14 protein-coding genes, 1 pseudogene and 1 riboswitch are annotated in these 24048 nt (G+C 71.2%); of the genes and pseudogenes, 7 read left to right on the top strand and 8 right to left on the bottom strand.

Translation table 11 applies throughout. The features are described from left to right. Positions 1–105 precede the first annotated feature (105 nt). Positions 106–1680 carry a GAF domain-containing sensor histidine kinase gene (locus HUT18_RS17180; RefSeq protein WP_254879038.1) on the bottom strand — a complete coding sequence of 525 codons (1575 nt, stop codon included), beginning with the start codon at positions 1678–1680 and terminating at the stop codon, positions 106–108. Between the two features lie 271 nt (positions 1681–1951). Next, a complete protein-coding gene (locus tag HUT18_RS17175) occupies positions 1952–3340 on the bottom strand; it encodes an RICIN domain-containing protein (RefSeq protein WP_176101522.1) in 1389 nt (462 codons plus the stop codon). Between the two features lie 152 nt (positions 3341–3492). Here HUT18_RS17175 and HUT18_RS17170 point away from each other — a divergent pair, with 152 nt between their 5' ends. Beyond that, complete coding sequence (locus HUT18_RS17170) at positions 3493–5487, top strand: CHAP domain-containing protein (RefSeq protein ID WP_176101521.1); 1995 nt, start codon at positions 3493–3495, stop codon at positions 5485–5487. Positions 5488–5510: 23 nt separating this feature from the next. On the opposite strand, the gene cydD is transcribed toward HUT18_RS17170, so the two are convergent. The 3 genes from cydD to HUT18_RS17155 form a co-directional block, all read right to left on the bottom strand. Then, the gene (gene cydD, locus HUT18_RS17165) at positions 5511–9257 is read right to left on the bottom strand and encodes a thiol reductant ABC exporter subunit CydD (RefSeq protein ID WP_176101520.1); all 3747 of its coding nucleotides are present in this window, start codon (positions 9255–9257) and stop codon (positions 5511–5513) included. Positions 9258–9330: 73 nt separating this feature from the next. Then, positions 9331–10335 carry a cytochrome d ubiquinol oxidase subunit II gene (gene cydB / locus HUT18_RS17160; RefSeq protein ID WP_176101519.1) on the bottom strand — a complete coding sequence of 335 codons (1005 nt, stop codon included), beginning with the start codon at positions 10333–10335 and terminating at the stop codon, positions 9331–9333. Between the two features lie 30 nt (positions 10336–10365). Continuing rightward, positions 10366–11868, bottom strand: a complete 1503-nt coding sequence (locus HUT18_RS17155; RefSeq protein ID WP_176101518.1) for a cytochrome ubiquinol oxidase subunit I — start codon at positions 11866–11868, stop codon at positions 10366–10368. Between the two features lie 324 nt (positions 11869–12192). Between HUT18_RS17155 and HUT18_RS17150 the strand changes: the two genes are divergently transcribed. Continuing rightward, positions 12193–13986 (top strand): acyl-CoA dehydrogenase, encoded by a 1794-nt coding sequence (locus tag HUT18_RS17150; protein ID WP_176101517.1) that lies wholly within the window; start codon positions 12193–12195, stop codon positions 13984–13986. A gap of 190 nt (positions 13987–14176) precedes the next feature. Here HUT18_RS17150 and hisC read toward each other — a convergent pair whose 3' ends face one another. Continuing rightward, positions 14177–15256, bottom strand: a complete 1080-nt coding sequence (hisC, locus tag HUT18_RS17145) for a histidinol-phosphate transaminase (protein WP_176101516.1) — start codon at positions 15254–15256, stop codon at positions 14177–14179. 449 nt (positions 15257–15705) lie between these two features. On the opposite strand from hisC, the gene HUT18_RS17140 reads away from it, so the two are divergent. From HUT18_RS17140 to HUT18_RS17135, 3 genes and pseudogenes are all read left to right on the top strand, one after another. Then, a complete protein-coding gene (locus tag HUT18_RS17140; protein WP_176101515.1) occupies positions 15706–16818 on the top strand; it encodes a LacI family DNA-binding transcriptional regulator in 1113 nt (370 codons plus the stop codon). 257 nt (positions 16819–17075) lie between these two features. Next, positions 17076–17186: pseudogene (locus HUT18_RS33810) on the top strand (serine/threonine protein phosphatase); the annotation flags it as partial. Between the two features lie 783 nt (positions 17187–17969). Further along, positions 17970–18953 (top strand): metallophosphoesterase, encoded by a 984-nt coding sequence (locus HUT18_RS17135; RefSeq protein WP_254879037.1) that lies wholly within the window; start codon positions 17970–17972, stop codon positions 18951–18953. Positions 18954–19098: 145 nt separating this feature from the next. On the opposite strand, the gene HUT18_RS17130 is transcribed toward HUT18_RS17135, so the two are convergent. After that, on the bottom strand, positions 19099–19650 hold the full coding sequence (locus tag HUT18_RS17130) for a hypothetical protein (protein ID WP_176101514.1): 552 nt from the start codon (positions 19648–19650) through the stop codon (positions 19099–19101). A gap of 265 nt (positions 19651–19915) precedes the next feature. Here HUT18_RS17130 and HUT18_RS17125 point away from each other — a divergent pair, with 265 nt between their 5' ends. Both HUT18_RS17125 and HUT18_RS17120 read left to right on the top strand, forming a co-directional pair. After that, positions 19916–21049 carry a hypothetical protein gene (locus HUT18_RS17125; RefSeq protein ID WP_254878648.1) on the top strand — a complete coding sequence of 378 codons (1134 nt, stop codon included), beginning with the start codon at positions 19916–19918 and terminating at the stop codon, positions 21047–21049. A 144-nt stretch (positions 21050–21193) separates the two neighbouring features. After that, positions 21194–21940, top strand: coding sequence for a hypothetical protein (locus HUT18_RS17120; RefSeq protein WP_176101513.1), 747 nt, complete (start codon positions 21194–21196; stop codon positions 21938–21940). 147 nt (positions 21941–22087) lie between these two features. Here HUT18_RS17120 and thiC read toward each other — a convergent pair whose 3' ends face one another. Then, positions 22088–23860: a phosphomethylpyrimidine synthase ThiC gene (thiC, locus tag HUT18_RS17115; protein WP_176101512.1), complete on the bottom strand. Its 1773-nt coding sequence runs from the start codon at positions 23858–23860 to the stop codon at positions 22088–22090. After that, positions 23854–24024: riboswitch (TPP riboswitch) on the bottom strand. (Overlaps the previous gene by 7 nt.) Positions 24025–24048 lie beyond the last annotated feature (24 nt).

The following is a 24048-nucleotide window of genomic DNA, read 5'->3' as shown; positions in this document are numbered from 1 at the left end:
CGGGCCCGCCGTCACCGACGTGTCGCCCCCGCCGTCACCGACGCGTTGCCCACGCCGTCACCGACGTGTCGCCCACGCCGTCACCGACGCGGTGCCACCGCCGCCTCAGCGCGCGGGTGCCCCCGGCGCCTGCCAGTACACCGTCGTGCCCGCGCCGCCCTGGCCGATGCCGCCGCCGCGCCAGCTCGCGCCGCCCAGCGACTCGGCGCGGCGTTCCAGGTTGGCGAGGCCGCTGCGGCGGCCGTCCTCCGGGATGCCGACGCCGTCGTCCGCCACGCTCAGGCGTACCCCGGGACGGCCGTCGGCGAGGGTCACCGTCGCGTCCACGACGACCTCGATCCGTCCGGCGTGGGCGTGCCGGTAGGCGTTGGAGAGCATCTCGCGCAGGGCCGCGATGAGGTTCTTGCCGGTCACCGGGTCCACCGCGTCGACCGGTCCGGCGAAGTGGTGGCCGGGCCGGAAGCCGAGCAGTACCGAGGACATGCCGATCTCGCGCAGTACCCGGGCCCGCAGGCCCGGCTGCCGTTCGGTGGGGCCCTGTTGCAGGGCGAAGATCGCGCCGCGGATCTCCTGGATGGTGACGTCCAGTTCGTCGACGGCCTTCTCGACGCCGGTCCGTACTTCCGGCTCGTGCGAACCCCGGTGTGCGCTCTCCAGGGTCATCCCGGTCGCGAACAGCCGCTGGATCACCAGGTCGTGCAGGTCACGGGCGATGCGGTCGCGGTCCTCGTAGACGGCGAGGCGTTCCCGGTCGCGCTGCGCGTCGGCGAGCATCAGCGCGAGCGCGGCCTGCGAGGCGAAGCGGGTGGCCAGGGTCCGCTCGGTGCGGGTGTACTGGCGCCCGCCGCGCTTGCGTTGGGTGATCAGCCCGCCGAGCACGCGTCCGCTGCTCTGGAGCGGCAGCACCATGGTGGGGCCGTAGCTGCGGGCGATGTCGTCCGTCATCCACGGGTGGGTGGCCGCATCCTCGATGAACACCGCCTCGCCCGCCAAGACCTGCCGTACCACCTTGCTGCGCGTCGAGACGATCCGGCCGAGCGCCTCCCGCGCCCGGTCGGAAGCGACCGCGACGACCTCGATGCCGCCCTCCTCGGCGGGCAGCAGAACGGCGGCGGCGATCGAGTCGGAGAGCCGGCCGGCCTGTTCGGCGATCACCTGGAGCGCCTCGTCGGCGTCGCTCGCGGTGAGCAGGGCGGTGGTGACCGCCGCGGTGCCGTCGATCCAGCGTTCCCGCTGGCTGGCCTCCTCGTACAGCCGCGAGTTGCCGATCGCGATGCCCGCCTCGGTGGCGATGGCCCGCGCCAGGACCAGGTCGTCGTCGGTGAACTCGTCGGCGTCCCGCTTCTCGGCCAGGCAGAGCAGGCCGAACAGCGAGCCGTGCACCCGGATCGCCACATCGAGGCTGTGCCTGCCCCGGTCCGGATGCTGCCCGTGCGCCCGGGCGAGCGCCGCGCGCATGCCGGTGTGCCCCTCGGGCAGCGTCCGGATGCGCTCACAGGTCGCGTCGTCCACCCCGTGGAACACATACTCGGCCTTTCCCTCGCCTTCCCGGGGCAGCACCGCGATCGCGGCACACCGGGCATCGGCCAGGGCCGCCGCGATCGCGGTGATCCGGTCCAGGGTGGTGTGCAGCCCCAGACCGGCGTCCACGAACCGCATCGCCTCCAGGAGGCGCGGCATCCCGGCGCTCAGCTCGGGCGAGAGGCCTACGGGGTCTCCGGGCTGCTCCGGGAGACCGGTATCGGCGGGGCGTGCGGTGCCCGCGGCGGCAGGGGCGGCGCCGGAGGTGGCGGCGGGGTCCGGTGCGGGGGCTGCGGAGCCGACTGATTCGGACATGCCTCCGAGAGTAGTTAGTCCGCATTGGTGACAAAAGTCGGCGTTTGGTCCCGCCCGGTGCCCGGCCCCGCGCCTGGCGCCGGTCGCGGCCCCGGTCGCGGCGCCGTTTCCGGGGTCACAGGGCCTTGGGGCGCACGCGGAAGATCTGATTGCGGGAGCCGTCGGCGCAGTCCCACTCGCCGATGTCGGCCCGCTGTTCGTGGGAGGACTGGCTGAGCGTGAGGCACTTTCCGTAGCGGGAGTTGATGAAGTAGCCGGAGTACCACTCGCCGCCGTACCTGCCGGTGTCGGCGGCCTTGAACCTCCACCGCTGGGCGGGCTCGGCGGTGCAGGCGGTCTGGACGACGTCCAGACGCTCGGGGGTCCGCACGATTCCCAGGCACTTGCCGGAGTGGTCGTCCTTGATCCGGTAGACGTCGCCGCCGGTGCGGCCGAGGTGCCAGGTCTGGTTCGCGGCTCCGTCGGCGCAGGCCCACTGGTAGACCTCGGAGTCGTCGCTGTCGACGCCCGCGTCCACGCACAGCCCGCTCTCCACCGAGACGAGCTGGGTACCGCTGCCGAAAGCGGGAAGCGGCCCGGGGGCTTGCCCGGTCGGAGGGCGGGTGGGGGCATGGGACTTTGCAGGCGGCTTCGTGGCCGTGACCGGTGGCGCTCCGCCGGGCGACCGGTTGTCCGGGGTGCCGGTCACGGCGGGCCCGGGGGAAGCGGGACGGGGTGCGGTGGTGCCGGTGGGGGCCGGGCCGGCGCTGCGCCCGGGATCACCGGTGGCGCTGTGGGGCTGGTCGGACCTGGTGAAGAGGTACGCGGCCGCTCCCACGCACAGCACCACGCCCACTCCCACGCCGCAGCTCACCAGCGCAATCCTGCGTCGGCGTCGGCGCGCGGGCGGGGCCGGTGCCTTGCTGTTCGGTTCCGTACCGGTCGGCTCGGGGGCCGGTGCCTTGCCGTTCCGTTCCGTACCGGTCGGCTCGGGGACCGATGCCTCGCCGTTCCGTTCCGTACCGGTCGGCCCAGGCACCGGTGCCGGGGCGTCCTCGGTGTCGGGGCGGCCAGGAAGAACAGGGGTCGCTGCCTCGCCGGGATCCGCGCCGTCACCGTCGTCCACGTCCGGTTCCGGGCCGGGTGGGGGCGCCGTGGTGCGGTCGGCCTCGGCGTCCCCGCCGGGTCTCGTCGCGCGGGCGCCGTTGGCCTTCCTGCGGTCCTCGATGCGTTCGAAGGCGCGCTCGAACTCGGTGATCTCCTCCTCCGTGGCGCCGAGCTTCACGAGCAGTGCCTTCAGGGGCTCCCACTCGCGGGGCGCGTTCTGCCCCTTGAGCCAGTTCCTGACCACCCCGCGTTTGCTCGTCCGCGTCCTGCCGAAGGCGGCGCGGGCGAGTGCTTCCAGCGTCAGGTCGGGGCAGCGCCCCTCGTGCAGCAGCGTCAGGTGACGGCCGAGTTCTTCTTTGTCGTTGACCCGGCGCAGGCTCTCGGTGAGGTCCGGGTGTTCGCCATGAGGGCTTGTCACACCGGCAGACCATAGCGGCTGCGCGGGCTCACCCCGTATCTGAACAGCCAGTACCGGCCGGGCAGTTCAACTGAACAGGGTCTGAACACCGGCTCGCCCCATCGTGGTCGCGCGGGCGGCCGCTGGAGCCGCCACCACCCGATGGAGGTTCGATGCGAACCCTTGTTACCCGGGGCCTGCTGGTGATCGCCTTGATCGCCGCCATGGTCGGCCTCGTTCACCTGCCGCAGCCGGGCAGCGCCTCGGCCGACGACCGGCCGCCGACCCGGACCGAGGTCCTTGACCGGGCCCGCGTGTGGCTGAACCGAAGCGACATCCCCTACTCGATGAGCGACTGCTACACCGCCCAGGGCACCGCGGCCGACTGCGGAGCGCCGGACACCTTCCGCGCCGACTGCTCCGGATTCGTGTCGCTCGCATGGGGCGCGGACAACCTGACCGTGGGCAGCACCAGTCCGGCACTCACGCCGCTCGGCGGCAACCCCAGCATGTCCCACGAGATCGGCAAGCAAGAACTCGAACCGGGTGACGCACTCGCGTACTACCGCGGGCCCGGCGCGGACGCGCACATCGCGCTGTTCGTCCGCTGGCAGAACGAGCCGGGCGGCGCGGCGGTGGTGTGGGAGCAGGCCGGCGGGGCCGCCGGGCCCCGCGAGAACGTGTGGAGTGCGGCCGCCCACGCCGAGTACAAGGCCTTCCGCCTCACCGGTATCCGTGACGACGGCACCAGCAGCGGGGGCGAGCAGAACACGGCGGCGCCGGATGTCCCGGCGGGCACGTACTGGGTGAGCACGTTCAAGGACGCGCCGGGACGCGGCGGGCCTTCCCGTACCGCCGCACGCGTCGGCACGCTCCGCGAGGGGCGCAACTACGTCCGCTGCGCGGTCACCGGCGATTCCGTCACCGGCCCCGAAGGCACCAACAACCGCTGGTTCCTGGCCGACCTCGACGACGGCGCCACGCAGGGCTGGGTGTCCGCGTACTACGCGAAGAGCGGCGGCGACAACGAGGCGAAGGCGGACGACGGCACGGACGTTCCCGCCTGCCCGGAGCAGGACACCCCCGGCACCGCCCCGCCGTCCGCGCCCGCCGGTCACGGCCACAACCACTATGTGTTCACCGACGCCTCGCCGGGCGGCAAGCAGCTCGCCCCCGCGGTGCGCGACGCCTCCCGTGACGACGGCGCACCCGTGATCTCCTGGAAGTACGGCAGCCCCGACGCCGCCACGGCCAACTCCGTGTTCTGGTGGGGCAAGCGCCACGACAGCGAGGGCGCGTACAAGCGGCTCCACGCGGAACACAGCGGCACCTGCGTGACCACCCGGGGAGACCGGGTCGTCCAGAGCACCTGCGGCGACGACGGGAGCGACTACTGGGCGGTCGCCGACGAAGCCGACGGCACCGGCAAGCTGAAGAACCTCCGGACCGGCACCTGCGTCCACATCGGCTGGGGCCCCGGGGACCCGGTCGTCCTCGGCACCTGCGACGGCGACCGGTCCCGGCTCGCCATCGCCACCTCCGGCCCCACGCACCGGGACCGGCCGCGCGACACAAAGGCGCGCGCTGCCGGGCAACGGGCCGCGGACATCGCCATGCGCGAGTACCACAAGGAGATCTATGACGGAAATGTGCACAGTGCCGCCCAGCTCTCCCGGATCGACGTACCCGGCCCGCGCATCGATCCCGGGGTCCTCTCCAGGCTCGCGGACTGCAACTTCTACTCGGGCAGGATGAACGGACCCGCCACCAAGGCAGGTGTGCGGGTGTGCGCCGCGGTCGGAAAGCCGGACTGGGGCCGGGGCGTGTGGTGCTCGGACTTCGCCCGCTACGCCTGGCGCGAGGCCGGCGGGATCGCCCACCTCGGCACCCTCGACCCCGACGCGGAGTCGTTCAAGAAGTACGGGAAGAAGCACGGCACCTGGCACCCCGTCGGGGACGGCTACACCCCCCGCCCCGGCGACGCCGTCGTCTACAAGGACGGTGACGGCGACTCTCGCGCCGATCACGTCGGGATCGTCTACCAGCACGATGCCGCCGCCAACACCTACGTCGTGAGCGGCAACGCGGGCCCCGGTGAGGTCCAGTACAAGAAGGTCGACACCGGGCCCGGCGACAACGTCCAGGGATTCACCAGCCCCGTCGCCTGACGCCCCACCGGCCGCACACGTCCCTACCGGGTGGGGGCACCGATTCCGGCACGTCGCCGGACCACCGGCGCCCCCACCCGCGCCGTCCGAACCCCCGCCACCAGCAGATCCGTCTCCCTTTCCCGCTCCCGCATCCGGCGCAGCGGGCCTTCCACCGCCACCAGGTCGGCGTACCGTCCGCGCTGGACGACCCGGCCCGCGTCGAGCACGAGCACCTCGTCCACCGCTTCCAGGCCCGCGAGCCGGTGCGTGATCAGGACCGTCGTCCGGCCCTCGGTGGCGGTGAGCAGGTCGCGGGTCAGGGCGTCGGCGGTGGCCAGGTCGAGGTGTTCGGCGGGCTCGTCCAGGACCAGTACGGGGAACCCGGCGAGCAGGGCGCGGGCCAGCGCGAGCCGCTGCCGCTGGCCGCCGGAGAGCCGCCTGCCGTGCTCGCCGACCGCCGTGTCCAGGCCGTCCGGCAGCGAGTCCACCCAGTCGAGCAGCCGGGCGGACGCGAGCGCCTCCCGCAACTGTGCCTCGTTCGCGTCCTTGCGGGCGAGCAGCAGGTTCTCGCGTACGGAGGAGTCGAAGAGGTGGGCGTCCTGCGCGCACAGCCCGACGAATCCGCGGACCACGTCGCCGTCGAGCGCCCGGGCGTCCGTGCCGCCGAGACGGTAGGCGCCCCGGTGCACGTCGACGAACCGCAGCAGCACCTGCGCCAGCGTCGTCTTCCCGGCACCCGAGGCCCCGACCACCGCGATCCGCCGCCCCTCGTGCAGCGTCAGATCGAACCCGTCGAGCGCGGGCGCCACCTCGCCGTGGCGGTGCTCTTCGTCCGCATGCCCCTGCGCGTCCGCGTCCGGGTGCGCGCCCGCGTCCTCGCCCGTACGCACCCGGTCGTACCGGGCGACGACCCCGCGCAGTTCCAGCGGGAACGGGGAGGCGGGAGCGGATGCGGGTGACTCGGGCTCCGGTACGGGAAGCGGGGCGTCGAGCACCTCGTGTACGCGCCGTCCGCCTGCGTGGACGCGCTGCCGGTACTGCACGGCGAGCGGCATGCCGAGGACGGACTCGAAGGCCGCGAGCGGCAGCAGGATCACGGCCGCGAGCAGGACGCCGTCGAGTCGTCCGGCCGCGACGGCCGCCGTGCCGAGCAGGGCGCTCGCGGCGACGGTCAGACCGGAGAGCAGTGCGGTGAGTCCGTTGCCGAGCGCGGTGACGGCCGCGGTGCGCGAGGCGATCCGGGTCAGCTCGGCGTCGGCGGTCCGCGCGGCCTCGGTACGGGAGCCGAGTGCGCCCGCGACCGTGAGTTCGGCGGTGCCGGTGAGCAGGTCCGTGACGGTGGTCGCCAGCGCGCCGCGCGCCGGGGCCAGCCTGCGTTCGGTGCGGCGAGCCAGGGCGGCGGCGAGCAGCGGCACCCCGGCACCGGCGAGCAGCAGGCCGACGGCGAGCGCGGCACCCGCCTCGGGCAGCAGCCAGGCCGTGAACCCGGCGGCGAGCAGCGAGACGAGCACGGCGGCACCGGTCGGCAGCAGCCAGCGCAGCCAGTAGTCCTGGAGCGCGTCCACGTCGGACACCAGCCGGGAGAGCAGATCGCCGCGGCGGACGGTGCGCAGTCCGGCGGGCGCCAGCGACTCCAGGCGGCGGAAGACGGCGACCCGGGTGTCGGCCAGCATGCGCAGTACGGCGTCGTGCGAGACCAGGCGTTCCCCGTACCGGAACACGGCCCGGCCGATGCCGAAGGCGCGCGTGGCCGTCACGGCGACCATCAGATACAGCACCGGCGGCTGCTCGGAGGCCCGCGAGATCAGCCAGCCCGAGGTGCCCATCAGCCCCACCGCACTGCCGAGCGCCAGCACACCGAGCAGCAACGCGAGCCCGAGCCGCCCCCGCCGAGGACGGCCGAGGGCGCGGACGCGGGTGAGGACGGGGGTGTGGGCGGAGGGGTGGGTGAAGGTGTGGGCAGGGCTGTGGGCAGGGCTGGGGGCGGAGGGCAGCTCGTCGGCGTGGGCGCGCGAATCGACGGGCGCCGTGGGCGAGTTCGGAACCGCGGCTCGCGTACCTACCGCGCTTCCCGTACCTACGGCGCTTCCCGTACCTGCCGACCCATCCGCACAGGCCAAGGCGCGCGTACCGACCGCAGCCCCCGCTTCCTTTTCCTCCCCGCCCCCGACCCGCACCACCCGATCCGCCACCGCAAGGAGTGCCGGGCGATGCACCACCAGGACGACGGTGCGCCCCGCCGCCAACCGTCGTACGGAGGCGACGATCTCAGCCTCGGTGGCGCCGTCGAGGGCGGCCGTCGGCTCGTCGAGGAGGAGGACGGGGCGGTCGGCGAGGACGGCACGGGCGAGGGCGAGGCGTTGGCGCTGGCCTGCGGAGAGTCCGGCGCCGTCGTCGCCGAGGCGGGTCGCGAGGCCCTCGGGAAGTGCCTCGGTGAAGTCAAGGGCGCCCGCCTCGGCCAGCGCCCTGCGGACCTCCTCGTCGGTGGCGTCGGGGCGGGCGAGGCGTACGTTCTCGGCGAGCGTGCCCGCGTAGAGCTGCGGGCGCTGGGGCACCCAGGCGATCCGCTCGTGCCAGCGGGCGGGCGCGAGGGTGGTGAGGTCCCCGCCGCCGATACGGATGTGGCCGCTCTCGGGGGTCACCAGACCGAGCAGGGCATGCAGCAGCGTGGACTTTCCGGAGCCGCTGGGACCGGTGAGCGCCACCACCTCGCCTTGTTTCACGTGAAACGAGACCCCGGCGACCGCGGCCGAACTCCGGCCCGGATAGCGGACGGTGACCTCGTCGAACTCGATGGCGCCCGCGGGGACCGGCTCGGTACCGGCCGGTGGCAGGGGTGTCTCCAGGACCGCGAACAGACTGTCGGCGGCGGCCAGTCCCTCGGCCGCCGCATGGAACTGGGCGCCCACCTGACGCACCGGCAGATACGCCTCCGGCGCCAGGATGAGGATCACCAGTCCCACGTACAGGTCGAGATCGCCGTGCACGAGCCGCATGCCGATGCCGACCGCGACCAGCGCGACCGAGAGCGTGGCGAGCAGTTCGAGGGCGAAGGAGGAGAGGAAGGCGATGCGCAGGGTGCGTAGGGTCGCCCGGCGGTAGTCATCGGTGATCTTGCGGATGGACTCGGCCTGGGCCTTGGCCCGGCCGAACACCTTGAGCGTCGGAAGCCCCGCGACGACATCGAGGAAGTGCCCCGAGAGCTGCGAGAGCAGCCGCCACTGGCGGTCGGTACGGGCCTGCGTCGCCCAGCCGATGAGCACCATGAACACCGGAATCAGCGGCAGGGTCCCGGCGATGATCGCGGCGGAGACCCAGTCCTCGGTGACGATCCGCGCGAGCACGGCCACCGGAACCACGACGGCGAGGGCGAGTTGGGGCAGGTAGCGGGCGAAGTAGTCGTCGAGGGCGTCCACGCCTCGGGTCACCAACGCGACCAGGGAGCCGGTGTCCTGGCCCGGGAGCCGGTCGGGCCCGAGCCGTCCGGCGTGCTCCAGCAACCGGCCGCGCAACTCCGACTTGACCGCCGCGCTCGCCCGGTGCGCCGCCAGCTCGGTGAGCCAGCCGACGGCGCCCCGGCCGAGAGCCACGGCCACCAAAAGCAGCAGTGCGTCACGGAGTTGACCCGCCGACCGCCCGTCCTCGAAGGCGCCCACCACGATCTCGGCGATCAGGGTGGCCTGCGCGATGACCAGTCCGGCCCCCGCGACCCCGAGCAGGACCAGGAGGACGAAGAAGCGCCGGGTGGCACGGGCGTGCCGGAGCAGTCGGATGTCGATTGGTTTCACGTGAAACACCGCCTAGCGGCGAGTAGTTCGGTCGGTGGCGAGCCGTACTCCCGGGAGCAGGGCCCGAGTTGGCTCAGTGCGCGCTGTCGGCCAGGTGCTGCGTACCGATGCGCTTGCGGAAGACCCAGTACGTCCAGCCCTGGTAGAGCATCACCAGCGGGGTGACGAACAGGCCGCACCAGCTCATGATCTTGAGCGTGTACGGGCTGGAGGACGCGTTGGTCACCGTCAGGCTCCAGTCCTCGTTCAACGTCGACGGCATGACGTCGGGGAAGAGGACGAGGAAGAGCGTCGCCATGGTGCCCACGATCGTCAGACCCGAGAAGGCGAAGGCCAAGCCCTCGCGCCCGGCCCGGACCGCCACCAGCGCCGCGAGCAGTGCCCCGGCCGCCACCAGGACAACGGCCAGGCTCACACCGTCGCCCTTGTCGGCCTGGGTCCACAGCAGGAAACCGGCCGTGGCGGCGAAGGCGAGCAGCCCGCTGCCGCCCGCGAACTTCCGTGCCCGCAGCCGGATTTCGCCGTTCGTCTTCAGTGCGGCGAAGACCGCCCCGTGGAAGGTGAACAGGGTCAGCGTCACCAGCCCGCCGAGCAGCGCGTACGGGGTCAGCAGGTCGCCGAGCCCGCCCACGTACTCCTTGTGCCGGTCGATCTCGACGCCGTGCACGATGTTGCCGAAGGCCACGCCCCACAGCACCGCCGGCAGCAGCGAGGACCAGAAGATGACGTGCTCCCAGTTGCGCTGCCAGCGTTCCTCGGGCCGCTTCACCCGGTACTCGAAGGCGACGCCGCGCAGGATCAGGCAGACCAGGATCGCGAGGAGCGGCAGGTAGAAGCCGGAGAACAGGGTGGCGTACCACTCCGGGAAGGCGGCGAAGGTCGACCCGGCCGCGGAGAGCAGCCAGACCTCGTTGCCGTCCCAGACCGGGCCGATGGTGTTGATCAGCACCCGTCGCTCGGGCCGGTCGCGCGCGAGCAGCTTGGTCAGGACGCCGATCCCGAAGTCGAAGCCCTCCAGGAAGAAGTAGCCCGTCCACAGGAAGGCGATGATGACGAACCAGAGGTCGTGGAGTTCCACAGCGGCTCAGTTCCTTTCGCGAGCGGGCGGTCAGTACGAGAAGGCCATCGGGCGGTCGGCCTCGTCGTGGCCGCCGACCTTGGTGGGCGGGTTCAGGTCCGCCTCGGTCAGCTCCGGCGGCCCGGCCTTGGCGTACTTCACGAGCAGCCGGACCTCGATCACGGCGAGCACGGCGTACAGCGCGGTGAAGACGATCATCGAGGTGAGCACCTCGGCCTGGGAGACACCGGGGGAGACGGCGTCCCGGGTCTGGAAGAGGCCGTAGACCACCCAGGGCTGACGCCCCATCTCGGTGAAGATCCAGCCCCAGGAGTTGGCGATCAGCGGGAAGACGAGGGTGAGGGTGGCCACGCGCCAGTACGCGCCGCCGAGCCGGGCGCCGAGGGGCTTGTTCAGCGGCACCAGATGCGGCGCCTCGTCCTCGCCGGTGCGCAGCTTCCTTGGCAGCAGGAACTTCTTGCGGGTCAGCCACAGGCCGAGCAGCCCGAGGCCGAAGGAGGTCATCCCGAAGCCGATCATCCAGCGGAAGCCCCAGTACGCGACCGGGATGTTGGGCCGGTAGTCGCCGGGCCCGTACTTCTCCTGCTCGGCCTTGTTCACGTCGTTGATGCCGGGCACGTACGAGGTGAAGTCGTCGTTGGCCAGGAAGGACAGCAGACCCGGTATCTCGACGGCGACGGTGTTGTGCCCCTTCTCCACGTCCCCGTACGCGAAGACCGAGAACGGCGCGGGCTTCTCGCCGTCCCACAGCGCCTCGGCCGCGGCCATCTTCATCGGCTGCTGCTTGTACATGACCTTGCCGAGCAGGTCGCCGCTGATCGCGGTGAGCATGCCGGCGACGACCACGGTGATCAGGCCGAGACGCAGCGAGGTTCGCATCACTTGGACGTGCTTCTTGCGGCGCAGGTGGTAGGCGGAGATGCCGACCATGAAGGCGCCGCCGGTGAGGAAGGAGGCGGACAGCGTGTGGAAGCCCTGGGTGACCGCGGTGTTCTGGCTGAGGACCTGCCAGAAGTCGGTCAGCTCGGCGCGGCCCGAAGCCTCGTTGATGCGGTAGCCGACGGGGTGCTGCATCCAGGAGTTCGCGGCGAGGATGAAGTACGCGGACAGGACGGTGCCCATGGCCACCATCCACATGCACGCCACATGGAGCCTCTTCGGCAGCTTGTCCCAGCCGAAGATCCACAGCCCGATGAACGTCGACTCGAAGAAGAAGGCGATCAGCGCCTCGAAGGCCAGTGGCGCACCGAAGACGTCACCGACGAAGCGCGAGTAGTCGGACCAGTTCATGCCGAACTGGAACTCCTGGACGATGCCGGTGACCACGCCCATGGCGATGTTGATCAGGAAGAGCTTTCCCCAGAACTTCGTCGCTCTGAGGTACTTCTCCTTGCCGGTGCGCACCCACGCCGTCTCCAGGCCCGCGGTGAGGGAGGCCAGCGAGATGGTGAGGGGTACGAACAGGAAGTGGTAGACGGTCGTGATGCCGAACTGCCATCGGGCGAGAGTCTCCGGAGCCAGTGCCAGGTCCACGTCGCCTCTCCTTGCGTCGCGGTGAACCAAGGTGGCCGAGCGCCCCTTTGCCCACCTGAATATCGGGAGTAACGGGAGATATGCATCGCGCTTGTGAACGCGTTCACATTCACAAGCAATTATGTACTACGACCGTACGGATCCCCGAAGCGGGGGGTCCGACTGTGCCCAGGCTCACGCCCGGGCCCTCCGCGGCGCCCCGAACCGGCCCCTCGCACATTTGTAAGCAACCGCTTAGTCTGGGTGCGGTTCCGTCCTCGGCACGACGCACGGACGCGAGCCGACGCGCCCGCCTGCCCGAGTCCCAGTCCACGGGAGACCCAGATGTCCCTGCTGCTGTCCCGCCGCGATCTCGACTTCCTGCTCCATGAGTGGCTGGATGTCCGGGCCCTGACCGAGCGCCCCCGCTACGCCGAGCACTCCCGTGAGACCTTCGACGCGGCGCTCGACCTCAGCGAGCAGATCGCCACCCGCCACTTCGCGCCGCACAACAAGAAGGCGGACGCCGAGGAGCCCCGGTTCGACGGGGAGCGCGTGCACATCATCCCGGAGGTCAAGAAGGCCCTGGACGTCTTCGCCGAGTCCGGCCTCACCGCGGCCACCATGGACTACGAGATCGGCGGCGGACAGCTTCCCGTCGTGGTGTCCAGCGCCTGCTTCGCCTGGTTCCAGGCGGCCAACGTCGGCACCAGCGCCTACCCCTTCCTGACCATCGGCAACGCCAACCTGCTGCTCGCGCACGGCAGTCCGGAGCAGATCGACACCTACGTACGGCCGATGGCCGAGGGCCGCTGGTTCGGCACCATGTGCCTGTCCGAGCCGCAGGCCGGGTCCTCCCTCGCCGACGTGCGCACCCGCGCCGAGCGGCAGGAGGACGGCACGTTCCGGCTGTTCGGCAGCAAGATGTGGATCTCCGGCGGCGACCACGAACTCTCCGAGAACATCGTCCACCTGGTGCTCGCCCGCATCCCCGGCGGACCGCCCGGGGTCAAGGGCCTCTCGCTGTTCATCGTGCCCAAGTTCCTCGTCGGCGCGGACGGTTCACCGGGCGAGCGCAACGACGTCGTGCTGGCCGGGCTCAACCACAAGATGGGCTACCGCGGCACCACCAACACCCTGCTCAACTTCGGCGAGGGCGCCCACCGCCCCGGCGGCGCGCCCGGCGCCGTGGGACACCTGATCGGCGAACCGCACCGCGGGCTCGCGTACATGTTCCACATGATGAACGAGGCCCGGATCGGCGTCGGCCTCGGCGCCACCGCCCTCGGCTACACCGGCTACCTGCACGCCCTCGACTACGCCCGCACCCGCCCGCAGGGCCGCCCCCTCACCGACCGCGACCCGGGCAGCCCGCAGGTGCCGATCCTCGCCCACGCGGACGTGCGCCGGATGCTCCTGGCCCAGAAGTCGTACGTGGAGGGGGCGCTCGCGCTCAACCTGTACTGCGGACGGCTCGTCGACGAGCAGCGCACCGCCCCCGCCGAAGAGGACCGTTCCCGCGCGAAACTGCTGCTCGACGTGCTCACGCCGATCGCCAAGAGCTGGCCCTCGCAGTGGTGCCTGGCCGCCAACGACCTGGCCATCCAGGTGCACGGCGGCTACGGCTACACCCGCGAGTACAACGTCGAGCAGTTCTACCGCGACAACCGGCTCAACCCCATCCACGAGGGCACGCACGGCATCCACGGCCTGGACCTGCTCGGCCGCAAGGCCGTGATGGACGGCGGCGCCGGTCTCGCCCTGCTCGGCGAGCAGATCACCGCGACGCTCACCCGCGCCACCAAGGCGGGCGGCGAGGCGGCCCTCTTCGCCGAGGCCCTCGGCGGCCGCCTGCGGCGGATCGGCGAGGTCACCGCGACCCTGTGGGGCACCGGCGATCCGGCCACCGCGCTCGCCAACGCGAGCGTGTACCTGGAGGCGGTCGGCCATGTCGTCGTCGCCTGGATGTGGCTCGAACAGCTCCTCGCGACGGGCGAGTCGGAGGGCGGCTTCTACGAGGGCAAGCGCGCCGCCTGCCGCTTCTTCTTCCGCCACGAACTCCCCCGCACCGACGCCCAGTTCGCCCTCCTGGAGAGCCTGGACCGCACGGCGGTGGAGGTTTCCGACGAGGCGTTCTGAGCCGGGAGCACAAGCCTGAGGGCGCGTCCCCGGACCGGAGGCGGCGCCTCCGAGGGGGTGCCTCCCAGCGGGCGCCTCCCAGGGGGCGCCTCGATCCCAGGATCACGGATCCGCCCGCGCGAGCCCGTACAGCTCGCGCGGGCGGATCCGTCCTCGGCGCGCGCCCCGAGGGGCAGCGCGCGGGCGGGCCTCAGAGCTCCTTGCGGAACTCCTTGGTCACCTGAAGGAACACGTCGTTGGCCTCCGGCTCGCCGATCGTGGCGCGCATGCCCTCGCCCGGGAAGGGCCGTACGACCACTCCGGCCGCCTCGCACGCCGCCGCGAAGTCGAGGGTGCGCTCGCCGAGCCGCAGCCACACGAAGTTGGCCTGCGTCTCCGGGACGGTCCAGCCCTGCGCGGTCAGCGTCTCGACGACCCTGGCGCGCTCGCACACCAAGGTGCCGACCCGGCCGAGGAGTTCGTCCTCGGCGCGCAGCGAGGCCACCGCGGCGTCCTGGGCGAGCTGGCTGACGCCGAACGGCACGGCCGTCTTGCGCAGCGCGGCGGCCACCGGCTCGTGGGCGATGGCGAAGCCGACCCGCAGACCGGCCAGGCCGTACGCCTTGGAGAAGGTGCGCAGCACACAGACGTTGGGCCGGTCCCGGTAGATCTCCACCCCGTCCGGCACCTCGGCGTCCCGGATGAACTCGCGGTACGCCTCGTCGAGCACCACCAGGACGTTCTCCGGCACCCGGTCCAGGAACCGCTCCAGCTCGGCGCGGCGGACCACGGTCCCGGTCGGGTTGTTCGGGTTGCAGACGAAGATCAGCCGGGTGCGCTCGGTGATCGCCGCGGCCATCGCGTCCAGGTCGTGCACCTCGGCGTCGTTCAGCGGCACCTTGACCGAGGTCGCCCCGCTGATCTGGGTGACGATCGGGTACGCCTCGAAGGAGCGCCAGGCGTAGATCACCTCGTCCCCCGGGCCCGCGGTGGACTGGATCAGCTGCTGGGCCACGCCGACCGAGCCGGTGCCGGTCGCCACGTGCGTGACGGGGACGCCGAAACGGCTCGCGATCTCGTTCATCAGGCCCGTACAGGCCATGTCCGGGTAACGGTTGAACGCACCGGCCGCCGCGATCGCGCTCTCCAGAACACCCGGCAGCGGCGGGTAGGGGTTCTCGTTCGAGGACAGCTTGTACGCCTTGGCGCCCCCCGTGGCCGCGGGCTTGCCCGGCTTGTAGGTGGGGATGCCGTCCAGTACGGCACGCAGCTTGGGGCTCGTCTCACTCACCGTGGTCCTCCTCGTACCGAGAGCGGCAACTCGATCCTGTGTCGACCGGCCGACCGGTTTCCGTCCCTGTCGATCCAATACTGCTCACCATATGAGGATTGAGCGCCGCTGCGAATGGGGCGGCCGAACCTGTGGAAAAGTCCGCCGGTCACGGCGGGGGCGGACACCGCCACCACACCGGATCACGCCAGGGGCGCGTGGCCGGAAAACACGCGCCGGTGGCTTGCGCCGTGGCGCGCATCGCTCGTCAAGGTGAGTTGAGACCTGTTCGCAACATCACGACATTGGCAGGCGCGCACGCTTTTGCACAGCGTCAATCATCTGGCATATCGTCAACTTCCTTGCTTTCCAAGGTCATTGAGTCATGAGGGCCATGCAGAAACGTGACTGTCAATGGGTGCATATGCGTCCGCACTACCCCTCCCGGAGAGCCCTACTATCGGCTCGCCATGACAGCAGCAGGTAAGCATCAGGTGGGCCGAACGGACACGACACGCCGGGGCAGCCGGCCGGGCAGAGCGGGCATCAGAGACGTGGCCGCCGCCGCCGGTGTCTCCATCACCACGGTCTCCGACGCCCTCAACGGCAAGGGCAGGCTCCCTGATGCCACGCGCCGTCATGTCCGCGAGGTCGCGGACCGCCTCGGGTACCGCCCCTCGGCCGCCGCGCGCACCCTCCGTACGGGCAAATCAGGACTCATCGGCCTGACGGTCACCACATACGGGGATGAACCTTTCACCTTCACGGAGTTCGCCTACTTCGCGGAGATGGCACGGGCGGCCACCTCGGCCGCGCTCGCCCGCGGCTACGCCCTGGTGATCCTGCCCGCCACCTCCCGGCACGACGTCTGGTCCAACGTCGCGCTCGACGGCACCGTTGTCATCGACCCCTCCGACCAGGACCCGGTGGTCACCGAGCTGGTCAGGCAGGGCCTGCCGGTGGTCTCCGACGGCCGCCCCGCGGGCTCGCTGCCGGTCACCGCCTGGGTCGACAACGACCACGAGGCCGCCGTCCACGGCATCCTCGACCACCTCGCCGCGGCCGGTGCCCGCCGCATCGGCCTGCTCACCGGCACCACCACGGACACGTACACCCACCTGTCCACCACCGCCTACCTGCGCTGGTGCGAACGGGTCGGCCAGGACCCGGTGTACGAGGCCTACCCCGCCCACGACCCGTGCGCCGGGGCAGGCGCCGCCGACCGGCTGCTGGCCCGGCCCGACCGCCCGGACGCCGTTTACGGTCTCTTCGACCCCAACGGCACCGACCTGCTCGCCGCCGCCCGCCGCTACGGACTGCGCGTGCCGGACGACCTGTTGCTGGTCTGCTGCAGCGAGTCGGCCGTGTACTCCAACACGGAGCCGCCGGTCACCACGCTGTCCCTGATGCCGCGCCGGATCGGCACCGCCGTCGTCCAGCTGCTCATCGACGCGATCGAGGGCGTCGCCTCGGACCAGCCGGTCGAGCAGGTGATACCGACCGAACTGATCGTGCGCGCCTCCTCCCAGCGTCGCGAGCCCCGGACGACGGTGAGCCCGCCGCGTAATCCGACGCCGAGTTGAGGGGCGGCGGCGCGGGATGTCCCGGGCGGGCGCCGCACGGGGCGGGCGCCGCCGCTGCGCGGTGCGAGGTGCGGGCCGTGCGGGGTCGGCCGCAGGCCAAGGGCCGCAATTCGGGCGAAAAACGTGATGATCCAGGGAAGAGCAAGGATTCAGCACCCCTGGGACGTCACACGGCGCCAGCCGCATTCCTATGATGGGCGCACGACACCGCGGGCAAGCTGCGACGAGGCAGTCCCCTCCGGTGCAGTTGCGGCGCGATGGTGGAGGGGTCGATGACTCAGGGGGCCGGTCAGGGACCCGTGGTCCGCACAGCGACACTGCGTGACTTCCGCGTCCCCGCGTACGTCCACGAGACCGGCCCGCACGCGCAGGACGCCTCTCAGGCCTCCCAAGCTCCGCACGCGCCACAAGCCCCTCAAGCCCCTCAAGCCCCTCAACAGCAGCCGGTGCAGGACTCGCAGGCGCAGAGGGCCCCGCAGGTCCCTCAGAACGCGCAGGCGCCGCGGGTGCAGCAGGCGCCTCGGGACGAGGCGCGGCGGGCCGGGTTGGTCGAACGGAACGAGCTGAACGAGCAGGCCCAGCAGATCCCGCGAGTGCGGGCGCCCGAGCAGGGCCAACAGGCCACGCGGGACCGACAGGTTCAGCGGGAACGGCAGGCTCAGCAGGAACGGCAGGTCCCGCAGGATCGACAGGTCCCGCAGGACCGGCAGGTCCAGCAAGACCGGCAGGCCCAGCAGGCTCACGAGACGCAGCAGACGCGGCGGCTTCGGAAGGTGGAACGGCGGGACCACCCGGGTTCCGGGGCGGCCCTCGACGTATCAACTCCCGCGTATTTGGGGAGGATTACCACCGGGGGGCCCACAAACCAGGGACTCGCGATCCCAGGATCAGCGAACCCCGGATCGGCGAACCCAGCCTCTGCAGCCCCTCGCCCGGCGGCCCCCGGCCAGACCGTCCCGGGGCAGGCAGCCCCCGTACAGGCACTCCCCGGGCAGACGCCCCCCAGCCAATCGGCACACGGCCAACAGGCGCGCGGCCAGGCGATCCCGGGGTCGGCGAACCAAGGATCGGCGATCCCAGGATCCGCAGTCCCTGCTTCCCCCGTCCCTCCCGCCCCGTCGTCCGTCCCCGCGCAACGCCCCGCCGCGAGCATCGGTGAACCCCGTGAAGGCGCCGCGGACCCCGCGCCGGGCGGCGCCGGCGACCTCGACGGCTACAGCCCCACCCAACGCGACCTGCCGGTCATCAACCGGGGCGACACACTTCAGGTTTCGGTCGTCAACCAGCCCGCGCCCGCCCCGCAGGAGCAGGACGGGCTCGGCCCGCTCTATGTGGTCGGCGATGTGCACGGCTACTACGACGAACTCGTCGCCGCGCTCGCCGAGCAGGGGCTGATCGACGCCGAGGGCAACTGGTCGGCGGGCAACACCCGGCTGTGGTTCCTCGGCGACTTCACCGACCGCGGCCCGGACGGCATCGGCGTGATCGACCTGGTGATGCGGCTGTCGGCGCAGGCCGCGGCGGCGGGTGGCTACTGCAAGGCGCTCCTGGGCAACCACGAGCTGCTGCTCATCGGTGCCAAGCGCTTCGGCGACACCCCGGTCAACTCCGGTGCGGGCACGGCCACTTTCCAGGCGGCCTGGCTGCTGAACGGCGGCCAGAAGACCGACATGGAGCGGCTCCAGGACCACCACATCCAGTGGATGTCCCGCCTGGACGCGATGGAGGAGGAGGACGGGCATCTGCTGCTGCACTCCGACACCACCGCGTACCTGGACTTCGGCGCCTCCATCGAGGAGGTCAACGACAACGTCCGCGAGGCGCTGACCCGCAACGACGCGGACGAGACCTGGGACCTGTTCCGCAAGTTCACCAAGCGCTTCGCCTTCCGCGACGAGGGCGGCGCCGCTGCGGTGCGCGAACTCCTGGAGACGTACGGCGGTTCCCGTGTCGTCCACGGCCACAGCCCGATCCCGTATCTGCTCGGTGAGGTCGGTTCGGAGGACGGCGAAGACGGCGAGGGCCCGGCCGTCGAGGGACCGCACATCTATGCCGACGGGCTGGCGATCGCGATGGACGGCGGTATCACCATGGCCGGGAAACTCCTGGTCCGCCGCCTGCCGCTGGCGAACTGAGGCGCCGGGTCCACGAACTGGGACCCCGGGTCCATGAACTGAGCCCCTGAGCCGATGAGTTGAAGTGGCGCCTCGTGCACGAGCGGGGACGGCCACTGCCACAATCTGAGGCCCCCCACTACAGAGCGCGCACCGGCCGCCGTCCCTACCGCCTCGGCAGATGCCCCGTGAACGCCGTCTGGAAGTACGCGCTCTTGCTGAAGTGCTCCAGGTAGCGGGGGTCGCTCACCTCCAAGGTGAAATCGGCGGACCCGCTGTCGTCCTCCTCGATCTCCCAGGACACGATGATCTCCGCGGTCCGGCGGGCGAACTCCTCGGGTCGGGGCACGAGCGTGACGTAATGGACGCCGTCGGAGTAGCCCCTGCTCCTGCCGAGTTCGCCCTTGTGGAAGTCCTCGGCCTTGACGCGGGGTATGCGTACCTCGGTGGAGCCCTCCTTCAGCAGGTAGCCCTCCTCGTCGACGCGTATCTGGCGGCCCAGGAAGATCTCGAAGAGCTCGGTGAACTCGGCCTTCGTCGCCTCGGACACGGCCCCGGCGCCGAAGTCGCCGCCCTCCCGCCAGGCGTCCATGAGCAGTTGCAGGCCGAACACGGGGCCTTGCGAGAAGCCGTAGTTGTCGCGATCCCGGTACTCCACGTTCCCGGACAGCCTGGATCCGTCGCGGGGCTCGGTGAACACGTCGAAGATGTAGGTCATGCCGCCGAGCGTAATGACGCCCACTGACAACCCGTCAGGCGCGGCGCGAGGCGCCCGAACACCTGGACGCACCCGGCCCGAATCACTGCCCATACCGGGTACGCAGTGCTACCACACCCGGGACCGGTCCAACCGAATTCGCGTAATCCTCTGTCACCTTGAGCGGTGACCCCTCTACCATCGGCGTATCCGTAGCAGGCTCCCCTCCGTTTCTGCCCTCGGCCCGCAATCCGTGCGGGCCACACGCCCTACGGAGCATCGGGGGATGCACATGAACAGTGTTCCGCAGCACCTGATGAACGAGGACCGGCTCGCCTACGAGCGGGCCCTCGACGAGGCGCTGCACTCCGCTTCGAACGAGCCGGGTGCGACCGCCGCCACCGAACGGCGCCTGAACTCGGAGCAGTTGCGCACCATGGCGCTGAGTGCCACCGCGCTGATCACCGCTGCCGCGGCCACGGAGTACGAGAGATACGTACGGACCCGTGCGGAACTGCGGAACCCCGCGCCGCTCGGCTCTGCCGCGTCCGCCACGGTCGGGACCGGACCCTCCGGCGCCGCCAACGGCCTTGGCGAGGAAGCCGATTCCGGTAGCGGCACGACGACCGGTTTGAGCGGCGAAAGCGCCGGAAGCGCGAGCGGCGGCAGTAGAGGAAACGGTTCGCGGGACGGCTCTGCGCCGGAGTCGGTGCAGGGCATCGACGCCACCGGAAACCTGGCGGCCGGTGCCGTCGAGGTGGTGGAGGGGGCGAGTGCGGGCGTGTTCGCGGTGATCGCCGTCCTCGCGCCCATGCTCGCCGGGGCCGCGGCGGTGATATTCCTGCTGGTCGGCTATCTGCTCAGGGCGGTGAGTCCGGGGACGGCCTTCGCCACGACGATGGTCGCCACCGGCTGGGCCTTCGCCGTGCTGACCGCCCTCGCGATCCTGATCGCCGCCACCGGGCTGCTGCTCACCGCACTGCGCAACTCCGCCGCCTCGATGCCCGCCGCCCGTGCGGAACGCGCCAAGCTGGCCGAGGTCGAACGTGCCCGTCAGGACTGGCTGGACGCCCTCACCGAACGCGGTATCCGTCCCTTTCTGGCCGAGGCCCTGGCCCGCCCCGCCACCGCGGGAACCCCCGTCCCGCACCCCTCCGAGCCGGGCCAGCGGATGCCTCAACTCGGCTACCACCGGCCGGGCTTCAGCAGCCCCAACGACGGTGACCGCGGCCCGAACCGGCCCCGGTACTCCAGCCCGCACTACAGCAGCCCCGACTTCGGCGGCTCTCGAGCGGCGTCCGGTACGAGCGGATCCGGTGCGGCGGGGTCCGGTACGGCCGCCGACTCCGGCGCGGGTGCCGGTCGGGACGGCACAGCGCCCGGCCGCCGAGGCGCCCTCGGGGACGCCAACTCCCCGTAAGGATTAAGGAATTCTGATCCGGCTCACAGTTCCTCCTCATCGTCGGTTCCTACGTTTCCGGTAGCGCGCACCCCGCGACGCGGCGGCGCGACCGACGGCTTCCCCCTCGTGGCTCGACGAGAGGGATCGACGAGAAGGAATCTCATGCGTACCAGCCGTACCAGCAGCTTCAGCCGTACCAGCGGCATCAGCCGTATCAGCAACCTCCGCCGGGCGACCGCCCTGACCGGCGTGACCGTGGCCTGTCTGCTCGCACTCGGCGGCGCGGCACAGGCCTCGGACGCGGGCACGGGCACGGGCACGGACTCCACGGCTCCCGGTTCGGCGGCCACTCCGGCCGAACCGCAGGGCAAGCACCCCGGCGGGTGCAAGATCGTCAAGCGCGTCCACCCCAAGGACGTCGTGAAGGACGCCGAGAAGGACCTCGGGGAGATCCTCGGGACGGACCTCGGGAAGGGCCTCGGGAAGGGCCTCGGGAAGGGCCTCGGGGCGAACCTTGGGAAAGGCCTCACCAAGCCGGAGTTGAAGGTGGGGACGGACGAGACGGGGACGGACGCGAAGAGGGCTGAGCGGACCAAGCCCGCGCTCCCCGCCGGCGCGGAAGGTGAGCACGCGCGCCCCGCGCTTCCGGCGCACTGCAAGCCCCCGAAGCACCCGGGCAACCTCAAGCACGTGAAGGCGAAGGGCAAGGTCACCGACGTCCGTACGGAGAAGATCCGCGGCCACGAGGTCACTGTGTTCACCCTCGCCGGACCCGACCTGAAGTGGATCGTCGGCCCGCGCACCGACGCCCCGAAGATCGAGAAGGGCGACCGCGTGACCGCCGAGGGCGTCGTCCTCCCGAAGCACGACGACCGCGCTCTGACCCGCACGGTCACCGTGAACCACTGACGACGGGCCCCTGCCCGTCCGGGAGTTCACCGAGTACGGGCAAAGGCGTCGTCCCAGCAGGCCAAAGCCTCTGGGACGACGCCTTCCTGGACCTCGGTCCGATCAGTCCGCTCAGACCGATCAGACCGATCAGACCGATCAGCTCACTCAGTCCGCGATCGGCAGATACACCCGGTTCCCCGCGTCCGCGAACTCCTTCGACTTCTGCTCCATCCCCGCCTCGATCTCGGACTTCGTACTGCCGTGTTCGCGGCGGATGTCCTGGGAGATCTTCATCGAGCAGAACTTCGGACCGCACATCGAGCAGAAGTGGGCGGTCTTCGCGGGCTCGGCCGGGAGGGTCTCGTCGTGGAACTCCCGTGCCGTGTCCGGGTCGAGGGCCAGGTTGAACTGGTCCTCCCAGCGGAACTCGAAGCGCGCGTCGGACAGGGCGTCGTCCCATTCCTGGGCGCCCGGATGGCCCTTGGCTAGGTCGGCGGCGTGGGCGGCGATCTTGTACGTGATCACGCCGGTCTTGACGTCGTCGCGGTTGGGCAGGCCCAGGTGCTCCTTGGGCGTGACGTAGCAGAGCATGGCCGTGCCCCACCAGCCGATCATCGCGGCGCCGATGCCGGAGGTGATGTGGTCGTAGGCCGGGGCGACGTCCGTGGTCAGCGGGCCGAGGGTGTAGAACGGCGCCTCTTCGCAGATCTCCTGCTGGAGGTCGATGTTCTCCTTGATCTTGTGCATCGGGACGTGGCCCGGGCCCTCGATCATCGTCTGCACCTCGTGGCGGCGCGCGATGCGGTTGAGTTCGCCGAGGGTGTGCAGTTCGGCGAACTGCGCCTCGTCGTTGGCGTCCGCGATGGAGCCGGGGCGCAGGCCGTCGCCGAGCGAGTACGTGACGTCGTAGGCGGCGAGGATCTCGCAGAGCTCCTCGAAGTGCTCGTAGAGGAAGCTCTCCTTGTGGTGCGCGAGGCACCAGGCGGCCATGATCGAGCCGCCGCGCGAGACGATGCCCGTCTTGCGGTTCGCGGTGAGCGGGACGTGCGCGAGGCGTACGCCCGCGTGCACGGTCATGTAGTCCACGCCCTGCTCGGCCTGTTCGAGGACCGTGTCCTTGTAGATCTCCCAGGTCAGTTCCTCGGCGCGGCCGTCGACCTTCTCCAGGGCCTGGTAGAGGGGGACGGTGCCGATGGGGACGGGGGAGTTGCGCAGTACCCACTCGCGGGTGGTGTGGATGTTGCGGCCGGTGGACAGGTCCATGACCGTGTCGGCGCCCCAGCGGGTGGCCCAGGTCATCTTCTCCACCTCCTCCTCGATGGAGGAGGTCACCGCGGAGTTGCCGATGTTGGCGTTGACCTTCACCAGGAACCGCTTGCCGATGATCATCGGCTCGATCTCCGGGTGGTTGACGTTGGCCGGGAGCACCGCGCGGCCCGCGGCGAGTTCCTCCCGGACGACCTCGGGGTCGACGTTCTCCCGGAGGGCCACGTACTCCATCTCGGGCGTGATCTCACCGCGGCGCGCGTACGCGAGCTGGGTCACCGGCCTGCCCGTGGCGCTGCGGCGCGGCTTGCGCTCGCCGCCCGGGAAGAGGGCGTCGAGGTTGCGCAGCCCGGCGGAGTTGGGCTTGAGGCCGTCGTCCTCGGGGCGCATCGGGCGGCCCTCGTACTCCTCGGTGTCGCCGCGCTCGGCGATCCAGGCGTTGCGCAGCGCCGGGAGCCCGGCGCGTACGTCGGGCTCGGCGGCCGGGTCGGTGTACGGGCCCGAGGTGTCGTAGAGCGTGACGGCGGATCCGTTGGTGAGGTGCACCTGGCGTACCGGCACCCGCAGATCGGGGCGGGAGCCCTCGATGTACGCCTTGTGCCAGCCCGCAGGTGTGCCGTCCGTGCCGGCCTCCGGTGTGGAGGCAGGCGTGCGTGCGTCGTGAATGGTCATGAGACCTATCTCCCTACGCCGGCATTACCCGGTAACAGGTTCGGCGGTCGACGCAGCCACTCCCGCCGTCGGCCGGCATCCTCGGAATCTGTCCGAAATGCCTGCTCCGTACGGAGATTCAGCGCCCTCTCAGCCCGGTGCTCCGAGCTCCCGCGTTGTGCAAAGGTGCCTCCACGCTAGCGTCATGG

It is taken from the genome of Streptomyces sp. NA04227, from assembly GCF_013364195.1.
In the GTDB taxonomy this organism is placed as follows: domain Bacteria; phylum Actinomycetota; class Actinomycetes; order Streptomycetales; family Streptomycetaceae; genus Streptomyces.
The sequence above is the reverse complement of the archived record's forward strand: the minus strand, read 5'-3'. Positions and strand labels throughout refer to the sequence as shown.